Origin of the sequence: Paenibacillus sp. GM2FR (assembly GCF_002803325.1) — a bacterium.
Lineage (GTDB): Bacteria > Bacillota > Bacilli > Paenibacillales > Paenibacillaceae > Paenibacillus_AQ > Paenibacillus_AQ lautus.
Map to the genome: position 1 here is coordinate 14406 of NZ_MKZM01000010.1, position 22999 is coordinate 37404.

The 22999-nt window shown below is 48.5% G+C and carries 20 protein-coding genes; 18 read left to right on the forward strand and 2 right to left on the reverse strand.

The window, feature by feature from the left end:
- Positions 1–8 precede the first annotated feature (8 nt).
- From PAEVO_RS25245 to PAEVO_RS25255, 3 genes are all read left to right on the forward strand, one after another.
- Entirely contained in the window at positions 9–1352 is a 1344-nt protein-coding gene (locus PAEVO_RS25245; RefSeq protein WP_100540270.1) for an ABC transporter substrate-binding protein, read from the forward strand.
- 24 nt (positions 1353–1376) lie between these two features.
- Positions 1377–2975 (forward strand): response regulator transcription factor, encoded by a 1599-nt coding sequence (locus PAEVO_RS25250; RefSeq protein WP_100540271.1) that lies wholly within the window; start codon positions 1377–1379, stop codon positions 2973–2975.
- 334 nt (positions 2976–3309) lie between these two features.
- Positions 3310–4281, forward strand: a complete 972-nt coding sequence (locus tag PAEVO_RS25255) for a ring-cleaving dioxygenase (RefSeq protein WP_100540272.1) — start codon at positions 3310–3312, stop codon at positions 4279–4281.
- A gap of 301 nt (positions 4282–4582) precedes the next feature.
- On the opposite strand, the gene PAEVO_RS25260 is transcribed toward PAEVO_RS25255, so the two are convergent.
- Positions 4583–5536, reverse strand: a complete 954-nt coding sequence (locus PAEVO_RS25260) for a helix-turn-helix transcriptional regulator (protein ID WP_100540273.1) — start codon at positions 5534–5536, stop codon at positions 4583–4585.
- A gap of 130 nt (positions 5537–5666) precedes the next feature.
- On the opposite strand from PAEVO_RS25260, the gene PAEVO_RS25265 reads away from it, so the two are divergent.
- The gene (locus tag PAEVO_RS25265; RefSeq protein ID WP_100540274.1) at positions 5667–6560 is read left to right on the forward strand and encodes an SDR family oxidoreductase; all 894 of its coding nucleotides are present in this window, start codon (positions 5667–5669) and stop codon (positions 6558–6560) included.
- Positions 6561–6731: 171 nt separating this feature from the next.
- On the opposite strand, the gene PAEVO_RS25270 is transcribed toward PAEVO_RS25265, so the two are convergent.
- Positions 6732–6989: a GlsB/YeaQ/YmgE family stress response membrane protein gene (locus tag PAEVO_RS25270; protein ID WP_006208269.1), complete on the reverse strand. Its 258-nt coding sequence runs from the start codon at positions 6987–6989 to the stop codon at positions 6732–6734.
- Positions 6990–7185: 196 nt separating this feature from the next.
- On the opposite strand from PAEVO_RS25270, the gene PAEVO_RS25275 reads away from it, so the two are divergent.
- From PAEVO_RS25275 to PAEVO_RS25340, 14 genes are all read left to right on the forward strand, one after another.
- A complete protein-coding gene (locus PAEVO_RS25275; protein WP_347708148.1) occupies positions 7186–7920 on the forward strand; it encodes an acyl-[acyl-carrier-protein] thioesterase in 735 nt (244 codons plus the stop codon).
- Positions 7921–7983: 63 nt separating this feature from the next.
- On the forward strand, positions 7984–8676 hold the full coding sequence (locus tag PAEVO_RS25280; protein ID WP_100540276.1) for a response regulator transcription factor: 693 nt from the start codon (positions 7984–7986) through the stop codon (positions 8674–8676).
- Between the two features lie 9 nt (positions 8677–8685).
- Entirely contained in the window at positions 8686–9672 is a 987-nt protein-coding gene (locus tag PAEVO_RS25285) for a sensor histidine kinase (protein WP_100540277.1), read from the forward strand.
- 668 nt (positions 9673–10340) lie between these two features.
- On the forward strand, positions 10341–11111 hold the full coding sequence (locus tag PAEVO_RS25290; protein WP_100540278.1) for an ABC transporter ATP-binding protein: 771 nt from the start codon (positions 10341–10343) through the stop codon (positions 11109–11111).
- The gene (locus PAEVO_RS25295; RefSeq protein ID WP_100540279.1) at positions 11086–13014 is read left to right on the forward strand and encodes an FtsX-like permease family protein; all 1929 of its coding nucleotides are present in this window, start codon (positions 11086–11088) and stop codon (positions 13012–13014) included. The genes PAEVO_RS25290 and PAEVO_RS25295 overlap by 26 nt, the downstream gene beginning before the upstream one ends.
- An 86-nt stretch (positions 13015–13100) precedes the next feature.
- On the forward strand, positions 13101–13922 hold the full coding sequence (locus PAEVO_RS25300) for an MBL fold metallo-hydrolase (protein WP_100540280.1): 822 nt from the start codon (positions 13101–13103) through the stop codon (positions 13920–13922).
- Positions 13923–14169: 247 nt separating this feature from the next.
- Complete coding sequence (locus PAEVO_RS25305; protein WP_100540281.1) at positions 14170–14829, forward strand: response regulator transcription factor; 660 nt, start codon at positions 14170–14172, stop codon at positions 14827–14829.
- Between the two features lie 3 nt (positions 14830–14832).
- Positions 14833–16233, forward strand: a complete 1401-nt coding sequence (locus tag PAEVO_RS25310; RefSeq protein ID WP_100540282.1) for a sensor histidine kinase — start codon at positions 14833–14835, stop codon at positions 16231–16233.
- Positions 16234–16293: 60 nt separating this feature from the next.
- Positions 16294–17373, forward strand: coding sequence for a hypothetical protein (locus tag PAEVO_RS25315; RefSeq protein WP_100540283.1), 1080 nt, complete (start codon positions 16294–16296; stop codon positions 17371–17373).
- Between the two features lie 265 nt (positions 17374–17638).
- Positions 17639–19060 carry an N-acetylmuramoyl-L-alanine amidase family protein gene (locus PAEVO_RS25320; RefSeq protein ID WP_100540284.1) on the forward strand — a complete coding sequence of 474 codons (1422 nt, stop codon included), beginning with the start codon at positions 17639–17641 and terminating at the stop codon, positions 19058–19060.
- A gap of 99 nt (positions 19061–19159) precedes the next feature.
- Positions 19160–20116, forward strand: coding sequence for a zinc-dependent alcohol dehydrogenase family protein (locus PAEVO_RS25325; RefSeq protein ID WP_279300480.1), 957 nt, complete (start codon positions 19160–19162; stop codon positions 20114–20116).
- A 215-nt stretch (positions 20117–20331) separates the two neighbouring features.
- Positions 20332–20982: a sigma-70 family RNA polymerase sigma factor gene (locus PAEVO_RS25330; protein WP_100540286.1), complete on the forward strand. Its 651-nt coding sequence runs from the start codon at positions 20332–20334 to the stop codon at positions 20980–20982.
- Entirely contained in the window at positions 20982–21434 is a 453-nt protein-coding gene (locus PAEVO_RS25335) for a GNAT family N-acetyltransferase (protein WP_243390932.1), read from the forward strand. Before PAEVO_RS25330 ends, PAEVO_RS25335 begins: the two co-directional genes overlap by 1 nt.
- 358 nt (positions 21435–21792) lie before the next feature.
- A complete protein-coding gene (locus PAEVO_RS25340; protein ID WP_100540288.1) occupies positions 21793–22959 on the forward strand; it encodes a bis-aminopropyl spermidine synthase family protein in 1167 nt (388 codons plus the stop codon).
- The last annotated feature ends 40 nt before the right edge of the window (positions 22960–22999 follow it).

The following is a 22999-nucleotide window of genomic DNA, read 5'->3' on the forward strand; positions in this document are numbered from 1 at the left end:
GCTGCAGAGTGAGATGGTTTTGGAATTGGGGCTGGATTGTCGGATATGCCACTCTGTTGGCGCTGTCTGTCGCGTGGGTTACGGTGCAGAGTCAGGGACCGGCCCGGGAGGAACAGCCCGAGAAAATTACGCTGACGTTCCGGCATTTCTGGAACAAGGAGCATGACAGACCGGTGCTGGCCATATTCGAGAGCATTGTTCGCACGTATGAGAAAGCGCATCCAAATGTAAAGGTGAACTTTGAAAGCATTGATCAAACGATTCACCGGGAACAAAAGCTGAAGAGCGAGATGGTCACCGGTACGCCGCCGGATATGTTTGTCCTGTTCGGCGGAGCCGAGATCGTGCCCTATGCCAGATCCAACCGGCTGATGGATTTAACGGATTTTTTGCAGGATACCGGTCTGAAAGAGCAATTCAAGGATCTGCACCATTGGACCTTCAACAATCGGATTTACGGTCTGCCTTTTGAGGGACACGCGGAGCCGATCTATTATAATCGGGCTTTATTCCGGCAGCTGGACCTGGAGCCTCCGAAGACGCTGGATGAGCTGAATGAGGTGATTCGGAAGCTTCGCGAGAACGATATCATTCCCTTTGCGCTTGGGAACGAAGACCGCTGGCCGGCAGGGATTTTTGCGCATTATTTCATGGATCGGTACGCGGGCCCGGAGCTGATTGACCGGCTGGTTGAAGGAGAGGATCAGGTCAGCTTTGTGCATGAGTCGTATTTGGAGGCGTTTGAGCAGCTGGAGTCGTGGATCAACGCAGAAGCGTTCAGTCCGAACGCAAATAATATTTCCACGGAAGAAGCGATAGCCCAGTTCACCGAAGGAAAGGCAGCGATGTATCTGAACGGCAGCTGGGATATCACGCTGTTCCGGAATGAGGATCATCCGGATTTTCAGAATGAGGTAGGCGTCATTCCCTTTCCCTCCCTTCTTCCTGGCGAAGAACGGTCCTTGGCAGGCGGATACACGATCGGGATCGGGCTGTCATCGGATTTGGATGAGTCAAAAAAGCAAGCGGCTTTGGAGCTGCTGGGCATGTTCTATACCCCAGAGGTGCAGACACGGCTGGTGTATGAAGGGCTCCGCGTTCCTTCGATGAAGATTGCCTATGATTCAAACAAAACCGGGCCGGTGTTTGCCCAGGTCACGGAATTGATGGAGGAATCCACGAGTACGTTTCTGCCATACGATAACAAGCTGTCACCTGAGGTGAACCGTTTATTCCTTAAAGTTATCGAGGATATGATTGGAGGACGGACGCAAGCTGCCGCCGCACTGGAACAGATTCAGAAGTCCTCGGTGCGCTATTGGCAGCTAAGGCGAAACACGGTGCCGGAGTAACCAAAAGAGACAAGGGGGAACATCATGGGCGGATCGGACGGTAAATTCAGAGTCATTCTGGTTGATGATGAGCCGATCATTCTGCGCAGTCTAAGGGCAGCCATTCCCTGGGATGAGCTGGATCTGGAAGTCGTAGGGGAGGCTAAGACAGGGGACAGCGCTCTGAAGCTGGCGCGTGAAGTGTCGCCGCATATGATCATCAGCGATATTCGGATGCCGGGAATGGATGGCATTACGCTCATGAAGGAGCTGAAGGCGGATCAGGCACGGCGGATTATTATTTTTATAAGCGGGTACGGTGAATTCGAATACGCAAGGGAAGCGCTGCGCGAAGGGGCATTCGATTACTTGCTGAAGCCGATCGATCATGATGAGCTGACGGAGACGATAGCCAAGGCGGCCAGAGCCCTGGAGAAGCAGATTGCGGATGACCAAATGCTGCACTCGATCAAGGTTCTATCGCTGCTGGCCCGGGAGCGGATGCTGACGGAATTTATTGAGGGGAACCGAAGCCCCTTGCAGCATATGCAGTGGCTGGAGGACAGCGAGCTGGAGCATGGATACACGATGGCCGTCATTCAATTGGATCATTACTTGCGGCTTAACGAGTCATGGAGCATGGACGAGAAGCGCCTGTGGCTGTTTGCCGTACGGAACGTCCTTGAGGAATGGTCCTTGCAGCATGGCGGGTTAACGGTATTTCCTTTCCGCAGCGGGGAATGGGTGCTGCTGTTTCCGAACCTGACGAGGGAGCGGCAGGAGGTCATCGGCCGGGATCTGGTGCAATTGATCAAGCGGAACACGAAGCTGTCCTGCTCGGTTGGCTTCAGTCCCAGTATGGCGGGGATTGACCGCTTGGGAACGGCTTATGAGACGGCGGTCCGCGCGTTATACCAGCGGTTCTATTCCGGGGAAGAGGGGGTGTTTGTCGGGACTCCCGATTCCGTCATGGAAACGGCCAGCGAAGCGAAGTATCCGAAGCATCTCGAGTCGCTCATGGTGGAAAGCATCCGCACGCTTCACAAGGAGCGGCTGCTGGAGCTTTTTGACGAGACCAAGGCTTATATCGAGGATCATGCCTTCAGCCGGGAAATGACCGAGCGGGTGCTGCTGGAGATGAGCGTTGTGCTGTATCGGCAGTTTGAGCATATGAAGGTGCTGTTTGAGTGGTCGCTGGAGGAATTGCTGCAGGAGCTTCATGCATCCGGCACCCTTCAGCAGCTGATGGATGTCATTAAAAGCCATTTCAGCAAATGGATTGCCGAGAGCCGGTCGGGGCAGGCCAAGGACAATGTCCAGGCCGTTATGGGCAAGGCCAAGGATTATATCGCGGAAAATTATCAGAAGGATCTCAGCATTGAAGAGGTTTCGGAGCTGGCGGATTTGAGCATCAGCCATTTCTGTACCCTGTTTAAGGCCACAACGGGATATACGTTTCTGGAGTACTTAACGGAATGCCGGATCGAGAAGGCCAAGAGCATTTTGCTGAATACGGATGTGAAGGTATACCAGGTAGCGCCGCTGGTAGGGTATCAGGATCCTCGATATTTCACGCAGGTATTCAAGAAAATAACAGGGAAAACGCCCTCCGAGTATCGAGAAGAGGCGATATCCAAGACATAAAGAGGCTTATGCCTTGTTCGTGGTGTTAATGGGCCAATCCTATGAGGATAGGTTTCAGTACAGCAGGGAATGAATAACAGATCCATTTTTTCCGGTTTGATCAGGGAAAAAGGGAGTTCTGTTATTTTTATTTTGAATATCTTAATATTAAGACTTGACGATTTAAGGTTTAAATACTAAACTGAGATTAAGCACCAGAAACACAAGATAAGTTAAAGAATCAAGGATGAAGCAGCTTTTCGAATAAGGCGTTTATCCAAACAGGACAGGTGCCTAGAAGGGTTCAAATGGTTTCGTTTATGACGAATAAATCATATAGATGGAGGTTGAAGTCATGAAGTTTAAAGGAATTCATCACGTATCCGCGTTAACGGCTGCGGCTTCGCGCAACTTCGAATTTTATACAAAGGTGCTTGGCATGCGTTTGGTTAAGAAAACGGTGAACCAGGACGATGTATCGGTCTACCATCTGTTTTACGGCGACGAAAAAGGAAACCCCGGGACGGAGCTTACCTTCTTCGAAATTCCGATGGCCGGCCGGACCCGTGAGGGAAACAACAGCATTTCGGCAACATCCCTGCGCGTGCCCAGCGACCGCGCTTTGGAATACTGGACCCGGCGGCTGGATGAACACGGGGTAGAACGCGAGGAGATCAAGGAACGTGCCGGCCGATTAACACTTCTCTTCAGGGATTTCGAGGGGCAGCGCATCATTCTGGTTTCGGATGAACATAATGAGGGAGTTCCTGGGGGCATCCCATGGGAAAAGGGACCGGTTCCGGCGGAATACGCCATCATCGGATTAGGCCCGGTGCAGCTGACCGTGCCTAATCCGGTGCAGACTGTGAAGGTATTGACGGAGCTGATGGGCTTCCGCTACAAAGGGCACTATGCTTCGCCAGTTGACGGGCAGCCGGATATCCTGGTCTTTGAGACAGGAGAAGGCGGTACGGGAGCGGAAGTGCACGTGGAGGAACGAACGGATCTTCCGCAGGAACGGCTTGGCCGGGGCGGCGTTCATCACGTTGCATTCCGCGTCGAGGACGAGGAGGAGCTTCGGTCCTGGATTGATCGGATTGGCGATGTTGGATTTTCGAATTCGGGATTTGTCGATCGCTTCTACTTCCGTTCCTTGTATTTCCGGGAACCTAACGGTATTCTGTTCGAGGTGGCCACCGACGGTCCGGGCTTTGACACGGATGAGCATATTGATCATCTCGGCGAATCCCTTGCGCTGCCGCCGTTCCTGGAGCCGAAGCGGGAACAGATTGAAGCCAACCTAAAGCCTCTCCACACCATTCAATAATGATGGCTCATATCAACGAACCAAAAAGCACCAGGCAAGCCTCCATTTTCGGGGCGTTTGCCGGGTGCTTTTTTATAGATATCAGAAAGTATAAACTTTGAAGGTGGGCTTCCTGATATCGCAAGAAAAACTACCTCTAACTGCGGTCTGTCAACTGAGAAAGTACGTCGGTAGGTGTTTTTCTTATAGATATCAGAAAGTATAAACTTTGAAGGTGGGCTTCCTGATATCGCAAGAAAAACTTCCTCTAACTGCGGTCTGTCAACTGAGAAAGTACGTCGGTAGGCGTTTTTCTTATGATCTATTCATATAGCCGTGAAATGGCTTTTGCCGCTGTGCTGACATGCTCGCGCAGCTCCTGTGGAGCAATCACCTCGATTTCCGCTCCGCAGCTTAGAAGAAATGCCGAAGCCGATTCCAAGGTGTTGAATTCCAAATCGGCCTCAACCCATCCGTCGTACTGGCTTTCCAAGTCGCACCGGATTATTTTTACGTATCGCTCCCGCTCAAAGCGTTTGATCAGAGAAACGGTCATTCGAACCTGTGCCGGATACTGCGGGAGATTCTGCATGAACCGTGCCAGCGACTCCTCCCAATACTCAGCTAGATTAAAATCAGCCGGGCGCTCGAAGGTATCCTCGGACATGACGGCATCCACGATTCTCGATACACGGTAAGTTCGCAGCTCGCCTTCGGATTCCGCGACCACATACCAGGTGCTGCGTTTGGCAACCAGCCCCAGCGGATGAATGATTCTTTCGGCCCGCTCCTCCCCCTTCATATATTGTATTCGGATGATACGATCCAGCCATAGTGCCTCCTGAAGCACGGTAAGATACGGATGGGATTCATGGTAGGAGTGCCAGCCTGCGCCATCAATATGGATTTTCTCCCGAATAATTTCGGCATCCTGCCGAATGGAGCGCGGGGAAGAGGCCAACAATTTCTGATATGCTGCATCAAACTGCTTGCGGATTCCCAAATCCCCGATCAGCGGGCTGTGACTGGAGACTAGGAGGGAGATAAGCTCGTCAGGCGTCATCCCGGTCAGGTTCGTTCGATAGCTCTCCTCCAGCACCCAACCGCCGAGGGAGCCTCTTTCCGCATAGACGGGAATACCCGCCGAGCTTAAGCTTTCCATATCGCGTATGATCGTTCGTTCCGATACCTCGAGCTGCTCCGCCAAATACCGGGTATTCTTCTTACCTCCGTTCTGGAGCATCAGCATAATGGACAATAGACGATCCGCCCTCAAGTCATGTCACCTCTTTAATATCTGTAGAAGATAATTGTATTGTAGCACTGATATAAGACAAGGGATGTCATATATGACTGATACGATAAGGATGTTGAGAACATTCAGTATACAGGTTGGAGGTCTCGCTATGAATAAGAATGATCATAAGCCATTACAAGGAAAAGTAGCCGTTGTTGCCGGAGCCACCCGAGGGGCTGGCCGCGCCATTGCGGTGATGCTGGGCGCCGCTGGGGCAACGGTTTATTGCACAGGACGGAGCGTACGGGGTCAGGTATCGGATATCAAGCGGTCCGAGACGATTGACGACACGGCGGATATGGTGACAGAGCGAGGCGGAATCGGCATCGCCGTGCAATGTGACCATACGGTGGAGGAGCAAGTAAAGGCATTGTTTGAACGGATTCGTGAGGAGCAGCAAGGACGGCTTGACATCCTTGTCAATGATATATGGGGAGGCGAGAACCTCACGCACTGGAATATCCCGTTCTGGGAGCAGTTTCTGTCCGATGGATTGCTGATGCAGGAACGAGCGGTTACCACGCACATGATCACCAGTTATTACGGTGTTCCGCTTATGGTGGAGAACGGTGGGGGATTGGTCATTGAGGTTACGGATGGATCTACGTATCGATATCGCGGGAACTTGTATTATAGCCTGGCAAAAATTTCGGCGATCCACCTGGCTGCAGCCATGGCGGAGGAGTTGCGTCCCTATCAGGTAACGGCACTGTCCGTTACGCCGGGATTTTTGCGTTCCGAACAAATGCTGGATCACTTTGGCGTGACGGAAGACAATTGGCAGGATGCCGCAGCGCAAGATCCGCATTTCATCGAGTCGGAGACCCCCTATTTCCTGGCGCAGGGCATTGCGGCGCTTGCAGCCGACCCCAGTGTTGCCGACAAGAGCGGCAAGGCGCTAACCAGCTGGGATTTATCGGATGAATACGGGTTTAGCGACATCGACGGACGCAGGCCGCATTGGGGCAATTATGCGAAGAAGCAAGGACTTCCTCTTACTTAAAAAAGAAAGGGGAGCATGTAAAAACAGGGTGACCTACCGCCATGATGGCAAATAGGTCACCCTGTTTTGTTGTGGATTTTATCGGTTCATTCGCGAATACCGTTGGGTGATCTGGATCGTGCAGTTGCCGGTAACTCGCATCATGAAAGCCAAGAATCCAGGTCAATCAAGTTAGGAACGGCCGCGTCTCATCGAACCCATGATCAGGCTGACGATAAAGACAAGCACGACGGCGCCGATCAGAGCAGGTAGGATGAAGAATCCTCCCATTTCCGGTCCCCAAGATCCAAGCAGAAGTCCACCCAGCCAAGCACCGACAAAACCAGCAATGATGTTACCGATGATACCGCCGGGAATGTCTCTGCCCATAATCAAGCCTGCAATCCAACCAATGATACCACCAACGATTAATGACCAAAGAAAACTCATTGTTTATCACCTCGTATAAGTTATAGTTGTTTGTGCCTTACTATTAACCAAAGACGTGACTTTTAAACCGGATGATGATGAAATCACTTTTTTCCAGTAGTCGAAATACCATGACATTCTTTGATAAATGCGGGGCTTTTGATTATGCTTGAATTATTCTGAGGTTGAAAATAATAAAGGAGCTGGCATGGGACGCATGGTTGAGAAATGGATAGAAGAATATACGATTCAATCGGTTGATGCAGATTTTAAAGGGGATTGCCGTTGGTCTTCGCTGCTCAGTATTTTGCAAAGAGCGGCTGACCGGCATATTGAGGCGCTCGGGATTAGTCGCGAGGAGATGATCGAGCGGGGAATGGGCTGGATGCTGATTACACTGGAGCTTAATATGCAGCGGATGCCAAGGGATATGGAAACCGTATATGTTGACACTTGGAGCCGCGGGTCTAAAGGAGCGCTGTGGCATCGGGATTATCGAATAAAGAACGGCGATGGCGAAATGCTGGGCGAAGCCCGCTCGGTATGGGCGCTCGTGGATATTCATAAACGGAAAATTTTGCGTCCGTCCATGTTTCCATTCGAGGTGCCGATCGGTCAGGAAACGGTTGGAGAACTGCCGAGCAAAGCCGTATTGCCGGAAGGAGTACAGCTGGATGAGGCGTACACGTATATGGTCCGGTACAGTGGAATCGATACGAATGGTCATTTGAATAATGCCCGTTATGCAGACCTGTGCTTTGACGTGCTGGATGTGCAGGAGCTTCGGGAAGGGCAGGTGACCGGCTTCAAGATTACATATCATAACGAGGCCAGGCTGAAGGATACGATGCTGATCAGACGTTCGGTCGAAGAGAACAATCGGGTGTACGTACAGGGCATATCGCCGGACGGGACCAACTTTTTTGAAGCGGCTATCGTTAGTGAATCATAAACCATCAGGCAAATTCTTCTCGGAAGGGAAAGGGCGGCCTGACGCTTCATGGAGGGAGAACGGATGTACAAAATTATGATTGTTGAGGATGACCCCAAGCTGGCGGGGCTGCTGCAATCGCATATCGAACGGTACGGAAATGATGGGAAAATCATCGAGGATTTCGATCATGTGCTGGAGCAATTCCACGAGATAAAGCCGCATGTCGTTCTGCTTGACGTGAATCTGCCAAGCTTTGACGGATATTATTGGTGCCGGCAGATCAGATCGGTATCCACCTGTCCGATTATTTTCATATCCGCTCGGAACGGGACCCCCGATCAGTTACGGGCGCTGGAGAACGGCGCCGATGATTATATCACCAAGCCGTTTGCTTATGATATCGTCATCGCCAAAATCCACAGCCAGCTGCGCCGCGTATATGGCGATTATGCGGCAGCATCCGCCGAGCGTACGGTGGAGAAGGACGGGCTGGTCCTGTATCCCGAACGGATGGAACTGATTCTCGAGGACCGGACATCCATACTCACGAAAAAAGAAACAATCCTTCTGGAAACGCTGCTGAGCCGGAGCCCCCGGCTTGTGACGCGCGAGACGATTCTGGAGAAGCTGTGGGATGATACGTTCGTTGACGATAATACGCTCAGCGTGAATATTAACCGGGTGCGCAAACGGCTTGCGGAGTTAGGGATTGAGAATGCGCTGGAAACGATCCGCGGCTCCGGGTATCGGCTGCACACGGTTTGGAAGAGGTAAGGTAAGGCTATGAAAAAGCTGTTTTGGCGTGAGCAACTGCCCTTGATTTTATTTACGGTCGCCGCGTTGTTCGTGGTGCTGCTCGTATTCTGGTATGACGGTTATGATCATCCGGTGACAGCGGCTTATGCGGTATTCCTCGGTCTGACCATTCTGGGCGGATACCTGGCATTCCGGTATTTCACGCACCGGGATTTTTATGAGCGGCTGTCACAGCCCATCAGGTCGCTGGAGGAATCGATCAAGCATAATGAATCGGCCCCACTGCCTACGGCCCTTAGCGAGCTGATGGAAGAGCAGTACCGTCAATACCGCACGGTCATGGAAGAGTGGGAGCGCCGACGGAAAGAGCATATGATCTTCATGAATCAATGGGTGCATCAGATGAAAACGCCGCTGTCCGTCATTGAGATGATCACGCAAGAGGATGATAACGATTCCTTCAAGAGTATATCCGAAGAGTCTGATCGGATTCGGCGCGGGCTGGAGATGGTGCTCTACATGTCCAGGCTCGAAACCTTTGAACAGGATTTCAGCGTGGAGCCCGTGAAGCTTCATCAGATTGCAGTCGAAACGGTCCACGAGAACAAGCGCTACTTTATTCACAGCCATGTGTATCCGGAAGTGCGAATAGACTCGGATCTCACCGTCCAGACGGATGCCAAGTGGCTTCGGTTCATCATGCTGCAGCTGCTGTCCAACGCCATCAAATATTCCGCCGGTACCGGGCTGAAAGTGACGATCCAAGCCCATCGGAGCGAGGATCGCCGCCATGTTGTGCTGGAGATCACGGACCGGGGGATGGGCATACCCAAATCCGACATGAAGCGGGTGTTCGATCCGTTCTATACCGGGGAAAACGGGCGCAAGCTGAAGGAATCCACCGGCATGGGCTTGTATCTCGTCAAGGAGGTCGTCCATAAAATGAACCATCGAATCGAGCTGGAATCCGAGCCGGGGAGAGGAACGACCGTGAGGTTGATTTTCTCGGGGTGAGACTCGGGACAAGTAGTCCTGTTGGCGTCTGACTGGCGATGTCTTATGATGTTAAGTAAGGTTGTTGGCTGTTTAAAATTAAAATAACAGTATGGATTTAGGCGCCGAGTAGGGTCAATCAGACAACATTTAAGTCATTCTTAGATTATGGAGCGGTACAGTAATCCACATAAATACTTTATGATAGCACCTTATCTCGGATAAACGATGGTTATTGAAATCATCATGAAGCCCTGAGATAAGGTTATTTCTTTTGTTTTAAATCTGTGTAGGTATCGGCACACACCAGCGAAAGAGGACGAAACGATTCCGAAGAAGCGAAGCGGTCGCCTTTGCACCCGAATTTTCACCACAGTGTAATCGTTCAGAAAATTTGGAGGCAACGGCGATCGTAGGAACGTTACGTACTTGGAGCGGTCTAAAGAAGCACAGAAGTTACGTAATCGAAAGCAGTCTAGAGAGGCGCATAAGTGACATACTCGAAGCGTCCTAGAGAAACGTACAAGACGCATTCAGATCGCCTTAGCGTAATCCAGCTGTAGGTTTGTCATTAGCGCATGAATCTTACACCGATGTAAGATTGGTGAAAGAGTGATCGATAGGAGAAGCTCCGGGGATGCTATACACTAACCTTACAAGATTGAAATAACGAAGGTGAGGTTTACAAGATGGAAATTCTAAACGTGCGCAATCTGGGAAAGGTCTATAAGGCCGCGGTGTCCCACGAGGCGCTTTCCAATATCAATTTGAGCATCAACGAAGGGGAATTCGTTGGCATTATGGGGCCTTCCGGCAGCGGAAAAACGACGCTGCTTAACATGATATCCACCATCGACCGTCCCACATCCGGGGAGATCACCATCGGCGGGGAAGATCCGTTCCGTTTATCCCAGGATAAACTGGCCATGTTCCGCCGCCGTGAGCTTGGATTTGTCTTTCAGTCCTTCAACCTGCTGAATACGCTGACAGTCAAGGAGAACATCCTGCTGCCCTTGGCGCTGGACGGCGTGGATCTGGATGAGATGAACCGCCGGGTCGGCATATTGGCAGAGAAGCTGGGCATCACATCCATTCTGGACAAGCGAACGTATGAAATATCGGGGGGACAGGCGCAGCGGACAGCAGTAGCACGGGCTATGATCCACGTACCGAAGCTGGTTCTGGCCGATGAACCGACGGGGAACCTGGACTCCAAATCGGCGCGCGACGTCATGGAAATTATGGACCGGAGAAACAAGGAAGACAACGTGACGATGCTGCTGGTCACCCATGATCCGGTTGCCGCAAGCTACTGCAATCGGGTGGTGTTTATCAAGGACGGACAGTTGTACAACGAAATCACGTACGGTGAGAGCCAGTCGGCCTTCTATCAAAAAATCATCAATGTGTTATCGCTGCTGGGAGGTTCCGGACATGAATTTTCGCCAGTTCGCCATTAACAATGTCCTGCGCAGCAAGCGCACGTATATTGCCCATTTCCTGAGCAGTGCCTTCTCCGTCATGATTTTCTTTACTTACGGGCTGCTGTCGTTTCACCCGCAGCTGAAGGATGGCCTGGTCTCCTCCAGCGGTACCATGTCCATGCTGGGAACGATGGGCATGACGGTATCCCAGTACATTGTGTTTGTTTTTTCATTCTTCTTCCTGCTGTATTCGGTGGGGGCTTTCATCAAGGTCCGGAAAAAGGAGTTCGGCATTCTGCTGATTCTCGGCATGTCCCGCAAGCAATTGAACCGGATGCTGTTTATCGAAAATATATTGATTGGCGTTGCGGCGATCGTTGCCGGGATTGGGACGGGCATGCTGTTCTCCAAGCTGATTCTGTTAATCAGCGCCAAGCTGCTGGCTGTGGATACCGGACTTCCGTTTTATTTTCCGCTCCAATCGCTGATCATCACGGCAGCGGCTTATGCCGTTTTGTTCCTGCTGATTGCGCTGTTCTCCTCGTTCATGCTGCGGAAGGGTACGCTGCTTGCGCTCGTGAAAGCAGAGGAAAGCCCCAAGCCGCAGCCGAAAGCATCGCCTTGGCTGGCGGTTCTGGCTGTGCTGTTGATTGGTGCCGGATACGGCATGGTTATGGTTTTTGCGATTCTTCAAATTTTCAATCTGTTTCTGCTGCTTGGGGGCGTTGTATTCGTCATCATCGGCACGTATTTTCTGTTCACCCAGTTCAGCGTGTTCTTCATGCGGTACTTGCAGAAGAAGGAACGATTTTTCTTCCGTCGAACCAATCTGCTGACGATATCGGAGCTGCTGTACAGAATCAAGGACAATGCGGTGATGTTCTTCCTCGTATCGGTCATTTCGGCATCTGCCTTTACCGGGATCGGTACCACGCTCGCGATCGGGGATCCGGGACTGTCGGCCATGGAGAACCCTTATGCCTTTACGTATTCCATGTATGAAGAGGATGCGGACAGAGGGAATCGATATCTGGATATCATCAGGGAGGAGCTCAGAAAGAGCGGATTCGATTACAAGGAAGCGGAGGTTACCCCGATTTTCTCGGATAACGGGGTGAAGCTGATTAAGCTGAGCGAATATAACAGTCTCATTCAGTCGCTGGGTTACCCGGCAGAAACATTGAGCGATCTTGAAGGGATCTTGACTCCGGGAACGGTAACGGAGAAGAACAGCTACCGAATTGATGGTCCCTTGAATGATCAGTTCGAAGTATTAATCGGCAAGAAATCGGAAATCGTAAAAGTGCTCAAAGCTGAAACGTTCATTGCTGTACCGGCAACCTACGGCGAGACGCTGGTCGTATCCGACCGTTTGTACGAGGATGCGTTCCAGGCACAACAGGATCAGGAGTACGGTTATGCGGCATACCATACGTATTACGTACAGGATTGGAAGAATACAGGGGATGTGTCTAGAGCGATTTTGGATCGTCTCAAGGAGAATGAAGACTACAGCTATTATCTAAAATCATTGTACTTGGATTGGAAAAGCGCCCAGCAGCAGAACGGGATCCTGCTTATGGTGAGCGGCTTGGTCGGCATCGTGTTTTTCACCTTCGCGGCAAGCTTTGTTTATTTCCGGCTATACGCGGATCTTGCCCGGGATGAACAGCAGTATCGCATGATAGCCAAGGTCGGTCTCAGCAAAAAAGAGCTTGGCACCATCATTACCAAGCAGCTTGTCATTATGTTCTTTCTGCCGATGCTGATTGCACTTATTCACAGCGGCGTTGCCTTCGTAGCCCTGCAGCAGCTGGTAGACTTCTCGATCGTAGGGCACAGTTTGAAGATTTTCATATTCTTCCTGAGCATACAGATCATTTATTTCTTTATTACTCGCTGGCGTTATCTGGAGCGTCTCAACAAAATCATTCAGTAAAAATCACCGTTTCTTCGTTGAAAAGTGCCAAAACGGGTATGTTATTACAAGAAGCACTTACAACGAGAAATGGGGGCGATTCCATAATGAATGACCACAGCATGTTAAAGACGGGTGCAGTAGAGCCCGAGGAGATTACGCCGGATATTCTATCCTTGCGTACCGTCATGGTGAACATCCAGATGGTCGGTACGCCGGGAACCGGAGACTGGGTACTGATTGATACGGGACTCGGAAATTTCGAAGGCTCCATTGTAGAAGAAGCTGAGAAAAGATTCGGAAAGCCGCCGGTTTGCATCGTGCTTACACACGGCCATTTCGACCATGTGGGCAATGTAAAGGAGTTGGCCGATCGCTGGAACGTCCCCGTCTATGCTCATCGGGATGAGCTGCCGTACCTCACGGGAAAGGAAGACTATCCACCGGGAGATCCAAGCGTAGGCGGCGGATTGATGGCCCGCGTTGCCCCGATGTATCCGAACAAAGCCATCGATCTGGGCGCAAGGATACAACCTCTGCCGGAGGACGGCAGCGTGCCGGGTCTTCCTGAATTCAAATGGATCCCGACACCGGGTCATAGCCCAGGCCATATCTCCCTTTTTCGTGAACGGGATCGAGTCCTCGTGGCCGGAGACGCGGTCATTACGGTGAAGCAAGAGTCAGCGCTTGCCGTCATCGGGCAGGAGAAGGAGCTGCACGGGCCGCCGATGTATTTTACCCCGGACTGGGATCTGGCGCGTGAATCGGTTCGCCGCCTGGCAAGCCTGAATCCCGGAATTCTGGTCACTGGGCACGGGGTCTCCATGCGCGGCGAAGAGCTAACAGCTTCGCTTGCGCGGTTGGCCCGGGACTTTGACCGTTTGGCCGTTCCCGAGCAAGGACGATATGTGGATAAGGGTACGAATTGAATGAGAACGGATCTAATCATGCAATTCATGATATGAACGATTTATAGGCTGAACGAGACACCGTGAGGGCGATGACCTTGCGGTGTTTTTTATATGAGACAGATGAACAGCCCGGCAAAGTTAATCGCGTATTTTTTATTTTATCGATATAATTCTTATACTAGGCATGCGAGAAGATCCTATCTTCATAGCTACGGAGCTTAAGAACTTGTAATATTTCAACAATGCAATGTATGGGGGATTAATGATGGCCAAAATATTGGTGGTTGAAGATGAAAAACCGATTAGCGACTTGATTACAATGAATTTGAAGCTTGTGGGGCATCAGTTTTATAAAGCTTTCAATGGGGTGGAGATGCAGTCAATTCTGGAACAGGAGAAGGTTGATCTCATTTTGCTCGACGTTATGCTGCCCGGTTTGGACGGTTTCGAGCTCATGAGACGCAATCGGCATCTAAATGTTCCAATTATTTTTATTACCGCTAAAGATTCATTATATGACCGTATTACAGGGTTTGAACTCGGCGCGGATGATTATATTATTAAACCTTTTGAAATTTTGGAGCTGCTTGCACGCATAAATGTGGTTTTACGTCGAAACACACAGGAACATGACGGATTTATAGCGGACGGGGTAGATGTCCGTTTGGCGGCTCGGAAGATTTACAAGAACGGACAACTTGTTGAATTGACTGCAAGAGAGTTTGAACTATTGGAGGTTTTGATTCAGAACAGAAATATTGCGTTGTCCAGGGAAAAGCTGTTGGAGCTTGCCTGGGGATATGAATTTGAAGGCGATACCCGCACCGTGGACGTACATATCAGCCAGCTTCGCAAAAAACTAGGGTGGGAAGAACGCATAAAAACGATATATAAGCTTGGTTACCGTCTAGAATCGGAGGAGTGAGGCATGCAATTTTGGCAGAAAACACTACTAGTAGTGCTTATCTTATTCATTCTGACCCTTGATATAAGCGTAATTATGATTATGAAAAAAAGCTGGCAACTTAACATGGAAAGAGAGATTCAAAGGGCATCCAGTGAGCAGGCATTAATTGCCAACAACATCTATGAAAATTTGAATTCCATAAAATCCCGGGGAATGTCCATCAACGACGCCGTATTATTTGACGTTGCACGGTCTTATGCAGATTATTATCGACAACAGGGAATCACTTTACAACTGTGGGATCGGGGACAGTTAGTTTATAGCGACGAGTCTGCTACAAAGGACATGCCTGTAATACAAAATGAACAAGCAGATGAAGAAACGGTGCGCAAAGTTATCATATCCAAAGAGCTGCCAGCTCCTTACGATCACCTCTTGCTGACATACCGGCGAGATATCGAGGAGTTATATGCCAAACAAGCCGAATTAAATCGTTATTTTGTTTATATCAATTTTATTGCCAGTCCAATTCTTATAGCTCTGCTGTTTATCCTGATCCGACAGTTAACAAAACCTTTGCGGTTATTATCCAATACGACCAAAAATATCGCAGAAGGAAATTATGGTGAGCGGGTGACTTTAAAGAACAACGACGAATTTGGGGAATTGGCCCAGAATTTCAACCGAATGGCCGAAGCCGTGGAACGTCATGTAAGCGAGCTTTCTGCTATGGCTGAGGCAAAGCAAAGAATTGTCGATAACCTGGCTCACGAATTGAGAACCCCTCTGACAAGCATGCAGGGCTTTGCCCAATATTTGAATTCCGCAAACATTGGCGAGGAGGAACGAATGACGGCCAGCGGTTATATCTGGAGTGAAACATTGCGCTTGAAAAACCTGGTCTTTAAGCTGCTGGATCTCTCCATCCTAAGTCACCAGCCGATAGAACGTACACCTGTGTCAGTTGTTGATCTGTTTGAATCCGTCCGGCGAACGGAACACAATAATTTGGAGATGGCTGGTATTGAACTTGTCCTGCAGGTTGAACTCGACAGCGTATGGGGGGATCGTGATTTACTAGCGTCTTTTCTGATCAATTGCATTGAAAATTCAATTCACGCTTCATCCGAGGGTTCCGAAATCAGACTTCTCGCTTATGAACAGAATTCCACAGCTGTACTGGAGGTGCGCGACTTTGGGAGAGGTATGAGCGCCAAGCAAGTGGAACATGCATTTGAGCCATTCTATCGAGTCGACAACGCCCGGTCGAGAGTACATGGGGGAGCTGGGCTTGGTTTATCTTTATGTCGTCAAATTGCGGAGGCGCATCAGGCGATGTTGTTTCTCAAATCCGAGGAACATATTGGGACAACCATTCGAATTAATTTACAACTTCATAACAACAAGCTTCTAACTCGATAACATGTTTAAATTAAGGTATGTATAGGCGGCCAAGCTACATAAAAAGTGGAGGTTTTAACTGTGAACAAAAAGAATGTCCTGGCGACTCTCGCTATATTCGCCATTTCTGGCGGATTGCTTGCAGCCAGCACGTTTGCTGTCCTGTATTTTGTTCCCACGTCTGTACCTGAACTGTATGGGGAATCTACGCAGCAAGGAATACCTGAAATGACTTTAGCAAACAGCAAGATCCCAGTTTTAAAGGTAGAAGCGCCAATTCCGGCAACGACAGTTAAGGAATATCTGGAACAAACGATGACGGACGAGGATATTCAACAAATCTATCATTATTTTGACGACATTAAGGTTGGAACGGAAGCAAGTAACCGAAAAATGACCGATCAGGAGGCTAAAAGGCTGAAGGTATTGAAGGAACAATATAACTATGAAGGTATTCGTCCTCAAAAGCCTTTGCCCCTTAAAGAGGGGAATTATAGTTTCTATTTAGAACTTAGTAAAGCAACTTATGTATATCCCGAGCGGCTTCTGACAGATGAGGAATTATTGCAGTATATTGATTGGCACTCCCGAGTGAATTTTGCTCTGAGCAAACGGATCGTCGAGCCCCAGCCCGATACGAAAGATATAAGTGAAGCAGATGCGTTGGCAAAGGCTCATGACAGCGTAACTCGTCTGTTTGATGTCGATGTCTCCAAACTGAAAGTAACCACATCATACAATAAATTTGGCCCTGGGCAAATTGGGGAATGGTTTGTTCTTTTTCAACCTTACAATGTGGAGAGACTACAAGCAAGCGGAGAAACTTATTTCATGTATGATGTATTCATAGATTCCTTGACGGGGAATGTGATTGATACCACTATTTTCAATTCTAACTATAAGAGAACGCCCATTACAGCGGCTAAGAAAGAGCAGATCAAACAGGATCACAGCTGGATCGATGCGGCTAAAACTATAGTAAGAGAGAAACAGGGTGAAACTCGTGCGATCACAAATACGTCATTCATTGAGGATGTCAAATATGATCAACGCGGTATTGTAGCCATATCCATCGCCTTGGAAGACGGTAACAAATATATAACAGAATTGCGATATCCCGAAAAAACGTTACGATGTCTTATATATGAACCAGCTCTATAGTAGTTATTGTCATAGTATATGTTCTATACAAAACCGAACAATCTTGCATGTGATAACAGAGAACTCATTCAGAATTGGTTTGTCTAATTAAATCATCTACAATTTATCACCAGACAAAAATCCCATTTCTATTATGAAGTGGGATTTTTGTGTCCATATAGCCAGCACTATGCTTAATTACTCTAACCTTATCGAAGATAAACAAGTTAACTTTTTAAGAATGTATTAAAAATATTAGCTAAAAGAAACATAGTAGAGGTGCATGATGAAAAAAACTATTCTCTTGATGATTTTATTCCTATTCTTTCTTATCAATTTACCAGATCAGAGTCATGCAGCAGCTGGCCAATCTAAGATCATATTAGACGGTCAGGAAGTGATTTTGCCTTCTGATGTCCAGGTCACAGTGATTAATAAGCATGTGATGGTCCCGATTCGTGTTGTTGCTGAGAATCTAAAGTTTGGTGTGGATTGGGATCAAAAATCGCATTCTGTAACAATCCAACAAAACTCGAAGATAATCTCTTTACACGTTGACCAAAGAGAAGCGAGGGTAGCTGAGACGCCCATATTATTGGATGTTGCACCTCAAATTTTGAATCAAAGTGTAGTGGTTCCTCTACGCTTCGTAAGTGAACAGATGGGACTCGCTGTGAGCTGGGACAACAAGGATAAAATTGTATATTTGACAACCAGTACCAATAATTCTGCACAAACGGAAGCTTCTACTCCCCATTCAGAAAACAGTGAACAAGTATCGTTAACACATATCAGCGAAATTAATTTTTTGAATAACCAGCTTGTTGTAAGCATGAATGGGATTGTTACACCGATTATTTCTAATTTAAAAGATCCTAATCGAATTGTTATTGATTTACCTAATACAACGTTTGGTGATTTATCTCAACCACTAGCCTCGGGATCTATGGCTAAGTTGGATGTTAGTGGTCAACCCAATGTATCGGAAGTGAGATATTCGTTATTTAATCGTGATCCAGATCAAATCAGAATCGTCATTGAAATGAATCGAGATAGTATAATTCAAGTTAATCATGAGTTTATCGGTGATCAACTGATTATTGATTTAAATGATACAGGCGATTTCGAATCTCCTATTCAAGAACCCTTGGCAGGTGAGCGGGGGAGAAAGATTGTAGTGATCGATCCTGGACATGGAGGGAGCGATCCGGGGACGATAAGTATTTCTAATAAATATGAGAAAGACTTTAACCTTGCTTTATCTCTAAAAGTGCAAGAACTCCTTTTGAAGGAGCCTGAAATCGAAGTATTGATGACCCGCGATAGTGATGTGTACCCTACCCGAACAGAACGTGTGCAGCTTGCCAATACATTAAATGCCGACGTATTTGTATCTATACATGGAAACAGTGTTCTTGAGTCACCTCAAGCCAATGGTACAGAGACTTATTATTATCAGCGAAGCAGCAGTAAACAGCTGGCTAACGCTATTCACAAGCGCTTAATCAAAGCAATGGGGCTGAAAGACCGCGGTGTGAAAGATAAAAGTTTCCAAGTCATTAGAGAAACGAAAATGGCTGCTGTCCTATTGGAAATTGGATTCCTGAGTAATATCTCCGATGAAAAAGCAATGCTATCCAATACCGTACAATACAAAGCTGCTCAAGCTATTGTCGATGGAATTAAAGAATATCTGAGCATCAAGTAAGGATAACTGACGGGCTGCCAATGGATCATTCAGTAAGGAGTGATACACATTAAGGAGTTTATTTCTTTACAGTATAAGAAGTTTGGACATCCTCTTGATGTGTTGGAATTAGAACAACGAGTAGACGATAAACAACTTCAGCACGACGAAATAGTGGTTCGAATGATTCTTAGTCCAATTAATCCTTCTGACCTAATTCCGATTCGGGGTGCCTATAAACATCGAATTCAGCTGCCAGCAGTACCAGGATATGAAGGGGTTGGTGTTGTTGAAGCTGTTGGTTCATCCGTAACAACATCCCTTTTAGGTAAACGGGTACTGCCTCTTCGTGGTGAAGGAACTTGGCAACAGTACGTGAAAACGAAAGCCAATTTTGCAATTCAAGTTCCCGTTGAAATTGATAACGAAACAGCAAGCCAAATGTACATTAACCCTATGACAGCGTGGCTTATTTGTACAGAAGAATTGCGGTTAAAGTCTGAGGATGTGTTAATTGTAAATGCTTGCGGTTCTGCAATAGGACGTATTCTCGCACAATTTTCAATGGTGTTTGGATACAGATTGATTGCGGTTGTAAGAAATGATAGCCATACCCAGGAACTGCATTCGCTTGGTGCTTGGGCGGTAATTGACACGTCTAAAGAATTGCTTGTCCAACGAGTTTTGGATTTGACTTGTGGGATGGGGGCAACGGCGGGTATTGATAGCATTGGCGGGCAAGATGGACACGACCTGATTAAGTGTATCCGTCCAGGTGGCACAGTCTTAAGTATCGGTCTTATGTCAGGAACCCAAATGAACTGGGCCCAGATACACCAAAAACATTTTAATATCAGGGTGAAACCATATTGGCTTAAAAGATGGATAGAAGGTATCTCCGATGTTCGGTGGCATGAAACCTTTGGTGATGTATTCAAATTGGTGATAGATGGGGAATTGACTATTCAAGCACCAAGAACGCGTTTTAGTCTACGGGAATATGAGAAAGCAATTATAGAAACACAACAAAGTGGTCACATAGGGAAAGTGATTTTGGAACCATTTTTATTCAACTAACGCGCTAATGGTCTTCGAACGCATTATTGAAACTAAAATCATTGATTCTTGAGAATTTGATTCAATATGGAAATGATTAGCGGAACTGTGCGAAAATGAAGGGGATCATAAAGAAATTTTTTTTATGAAATGATGAACTGACGTGAACCTGAGCACGTTCTCAGGCATCTAACTTATGTAAGGCCAAGGAAGTGTTGCAAAGGAGGTCTCCCAACTTGAACAAGAAATCCAATATAGAGTGCGATGTTCAGCTTGCCAAGCGTGGGGATCGGGAAGCCTTTAGCCGGCTGATCCACGCTTGCGAGCGTAATTTGTATGGACTAGCCCGCTTGTATCTGAAGCGGGAAGAGGATTGCGCGGATGCGGTACAGGAAGCGATTTATAAATCCTTCATCGCTATCCCTACCTTGAAAGAGCCTGCTTATTTCAAAACATGGCTGTCCCGTATTCTCATTCATGAATGCCTGCAACTGCTGCGCTCCCAGCAGCGGCTGCGTAAGGTTGAACCTGACAACGGGGGTGCCGATGTCCTGCCGTATGAAGCGATCGAACTTAACGAGGCCGTGACTTATCTGGAAGAAGATTTACGCAGGGTTATTCAGCTTCACTATTACCGGGATATGCCGATTAGCCATATCGCCAAGATCGTAGGGATACCGGAAGGAACGGTGAAATCCCGACTGTACCGGGCGCGCGCTATTTTGGCGGAAAGATTGGATCCCTCCACGGAAAGGAACGTGAGCCATGACCCGATAGTAGGTAAGGAGTCGAGTCGGAATGACTTTGCTCCTATCATAACGATCCGGACGGCTAGGTTTGTCGGGGATTACGATATCATTCACAGATCATGGGAGGTTGCGGCTTAATGGGGACGAATCAGAATGTTAGATTGATGGACAAATCCGACCTTGGACCATGCTCGGAGCTGATGCTCAAGGTCTTTAGCGGCGAACCCTGGTTTGACCAGTGGGACTCCGTGCTGCATGTGCAGCAATACCTCGCGGAATTCATGGACAATCCGGTGTTTTTGGGATTTGTTATCGAACAGGAGGGCAAGATCCTGGGAGCCTCTTTTGGTCATACGAAGAGCTGGTATAGCGGTAAGGAATATTATATCCAGGAGTATTTTATCGATACCGATCTGCAGGGCAGCGGATTAGGCTCGGCACTGATGAACGGAATGAAGGCATACTTAAGTTCAGTTCACGTTCATTGCATGGTATTGCTTACAGAAAAGGATCTTCCGGCGGAAGATTTCTATCGGAAACACGGTTTTGAAGTGAAGAAGGATGTTATTTTTATGGCCAACAGATTTTAGTCGGCGGGATTCATATCGAAAATAGGGGAGCTGTCTTGATGTCGGTGCGTGTTCTTAACTAACCAAATTGTATAGGACTCTGGCTTGTGCTTTTTGCGGCAAAAACCCACTTTATGTGAGGTTTATTTGTCATGGCGCGATGGCTTTGAGTCCACCTGGTTAAGAACACAACAGCCATCCCTTATATATTGACTGTACAGCCGTGCCCTGGGCACGGCTTCCCGCTCGGGGGACAGAAGGTGGACGATGGTTCATAGACTTCTGTCCTTTTTTCATGACCGCAGCACGTATGGGGTCACGTGTGTTCTTTTCCAGGGGCAATGGCAACACCATATCTCAGGAAAAGAGCGTGAATCACATGATCCATTATATAGAAGAAGTGAAAACCAAGGTTTCTCTGCAGGAGGGCGTCCAGGTGATCGAACAGCTGCTGGTAGCGAGTTATATGCAGCCCGGTATATCAACCAAAGAGCTGGCACGTCATACGTATCTACCGGTTCCGGTCGCTGCGGCGATCAAGAAGGAGCTCATCAAGGCAGGGGCTCTCATTCAAGAGCGGGGGGTGCGCTGCACCTCTGCCGGGAAGCTCTATGTCGAACAACAGCTGGGATACGGAGGAATCGATGCAGATTTGTATCAAAAGCTACTAGCCGGCGACACCGATTGGCGGACTGAGCTGTCGGATGTGCTCGCAAGACTTACCGAGATTCTGGAGCTGCGTCCCCAAGTCGATGTACAGATCGACCAATCCCAGTGCACGGTAGAGACGAGTTTAAAGAGGGCGATTCTGTCTCTGAGGGAGCACAGCCTGATCGGGAAAAACATCCTGTGCGTGGGCGATGACGATCTCGTGAGCATCTCGCTGGGCCTGCTGCTTAAACGGCTGTTCCCGAACGCAGAGGACCAGAGAGCCAACATTACCGTAATGGATATCGATGAGCGATTCCTCCGGTTTATCCAGGGCGCGGCTGCAAAAGAAGGCTTATCGGTTACATGCAGGCATATCGATCTCAGGCAGCCTTTGCCTGAGGGCTGGGACGGGCAATATGACTGCTTTTTCACGGATCCGCCGTACACGCTCCCAGGGCTGACTCTGTTCTTATCCAGAGGGATTAGCGCGTTGAAACGCGAGAAGGGATGCCCCATCTTTCTCTCCTTCGCCCACAAATCTCCCGATTTCACATGGTCCATGCAGCGCGAATTCGTCCGTATGGGTTTGTCGGTAAAACAGGTCCTGCTTCATTTCAATCAATATATAGGAGCGCAGATGATCGGCAATAGCAGTCAGATGATCGTGCTGACAACGACGGAATTTACGGTGCCGCATTTGACGGACACTTTCGAGGATGAGCTCTACACAGGCGAGGTTAGGCGCACGCTTCGAACCTACAGATGCATCCAATGTCAGGGCGAGCTGCAGGTGGGCGTGCAGGGTGATTTTTCCACGATTGAGGATTTGAAGAAGCAGGGCTGTCCGGTATGTGCCAATCCTACGTTCACATGGCTGGCTAAGAAAACGATCTGACTTATCTTTGTGGAAACAATCGAGGGGAGGTTATAATAGG